The 1,701-nt window shown below is 69.7% G+C and carries 3 protein-coding genes; 2 read left to right on the top strand and 1 reads right to left on the bottom strand.

What is annotated here, in order from left to right; genetic code table 11:
• Positions 1–256: hypothetical protein (locus J5F18_RS08635; RefSeq protein WP_346301845.1), on the top strand; the 256-nt coding region annotated here is incomplete at its 5' end.
• Positions 257–268: 12 nt separating this feature from the next.
• Here the strand turns inward: J5F18_RS08635 and J5F18_RS08630 are convergent.
• Positions 269–1,336, bottom strand: coding sequence for a substrate-binding domain-containing protein (locus J5F18_RS08630; protein ID WP_346301844.1), 1,068 nt, complete (start codon positions 1,334–1,336; stop codon positions 269–271).
• Between the two features lie 131 nt (positions 1,337–1,467).
• Between J5F18_RS08630 and J5F18_RS08625 the strand changes: the two genes are divergently transcribed.
• A partial coding sequence (locus J5F18_RS08625; RefSeq protein ID WP_346301843.1) for an NAD(P)H-dependent oxidoreductase subunit E occupies positions 1,468–1,701 on the top strand: 234 nt, incomplete at its 3' end.

The raw sequence follows: 1,701 nt of genomic DNA, 5'->3' as shown, positions 1-1,701 counted from the left end.
GAGCTCGCCGGCGCGGGACAGCCTCGACGCCGCCATCGAGAGTAACCCCGAGGCAGTGCTGTTCGGTGTGGAGACGGCTGGTGACGCGCAGAACGATGAGGGACTCGGCGACGACCAGGCGGAGGGCGGCGCGGCCAGCGAGGGCCAGAGTCGCGAGGGCCAAACCAGCGACTCCGGAGAGGGCGCCATGGGCGGTGCCGCCTCGGCAGGTGCCGGCAATGCCGACGGCGACGGCGGTGACGACGGCGACCGATAGCCTGGTAGCTGGCTACCCCGATTCCACGAACAACGCCTCGATGCTTCTCACCTCCCCGCAGCAATGCGGGGCATAGCCCGGCAGCGCCCTCACCGCGGCCTGGAAGGCCTCGCTCTCGAGCAGCTCGAGCAGGGCGGCGAAGCGCGGCTCCTTCAGGCTGCGCCGATGGCAGACCAGCAGGTACTCCTCGGTGGCCAGGGGCAGGAAGTCGAGGCCGAAGCGCCGCGCCGCCGCTTCCACCCCGAAGCCCACATCGGCCATGCCGGCGGCCACATAGGCGGCCACCGCCGAGTGGGTGTACTCCTCCACCTCGTAGCCACGAATCCCCGAGGGCGACAGCCCCGCCTCGGCCAGCAGGCCGTCGAGCAGCGCCCGGGTCCCGGAGGCCGCCTGGCGATTGATAAAGCGCACCGCCTCATCCGCCAGCGACCCTAACCCGTCGATGCCCTTGGGATTGCCCGGCGCCACCATCAGCCCCTGGCGACGGGCGATGAAGCCGATCACCCGGTGGCGGCGCGGCTTGAGCAGATCGCGGTACCCCCGGCTCACCGCCTCGCCCACCGCGCCCCGGGGCAGGTGGAAGCCGGCCAGGTCGCAGGCGCCGCGGTTGAGCGCCGCCAGCGCCTCCCGGGGGCTGCAATACTGCAGGTCGAGGCGCGGTTCGCGCAGGTGCTGCGGCAGCAGCTCCACGGCGAAGCCGTGACTGGCATGCAGGCGCAGCACCGGCTGCACCCCCTCCAGCTGCTGCTGGATGGCCAGGTTGAGCTCCGAGCCGAGGCTCTCCAGTTGCGGACCCAGGCGGGCGATCACCCGCTGCTCGGCCCACAGCAGCTTCTCGCCCAGCGGCGAGAGTCGCGCCCCCCGCCCCCGGGCCAGATCCACCAGGGGGATGCCGAAGAACTCCCCCCACTTGTGGAGCAGGTTCCAGGCGTGCCGGTAGGAGATGCCCACCGCCTCGGCGGCCCGGGTCAGCTTGCCGTGGCGATGCACCGCCTCGAGCAGCCGGAACAGGGTCGGGTCGAGCTGGTTGCCCGCCTCGTCGCTGAAGTACCAGGCGGGGGTGATGGTGATCCGCTTCATAGGAACAAACTTTCATATTTTACGATGAGGGATCCAATGCTAGCGTTGCCGTCACCGTGACGCACGCTCTTTCTTAGATATGAAGTGGCGTGCATATATAAACCGACACCACCAGCATCGGGGGGAGCGCGATGAGCGAGTCTCGAGAGTGGACGCCGCAGTCGATCCAGGCGGAGATCGACGCCCTCAAGCACAAGCCGGGGGCCCTGCTGCCCATCCTCCACGCCATTCAGGACCGCCTCGGCTTCATTCCCGAGGCGGCGGTGCCGATCATCGCCGAGGCCCTGAACCAGACCCGCGCCGAGGTGCACGGGGTGATCGGCTTCTACCACCACTTCCGCACCACGCCCCCCGGGCGGCATGTG

The sequence above is a fragment of the Halomonas sp. BM-2019 genome (assembly GCF_017584085.1).
The sequence above is the reverse complement of the archived record's forward strand: the minus strand, read 5'-3'. Positions and strand labels throughout refer to the sequence as shown.

What these genes read in the sequence shown, in the direction of transcription:
- J5F18_RS08630 (WP_346301844.1), bottom strand. Translation starts at nt 1,336, where the DNA reads ATGAAGCGGATCACCATCACCCCCGCCTGGTACTTCAGCGACGAGGCG.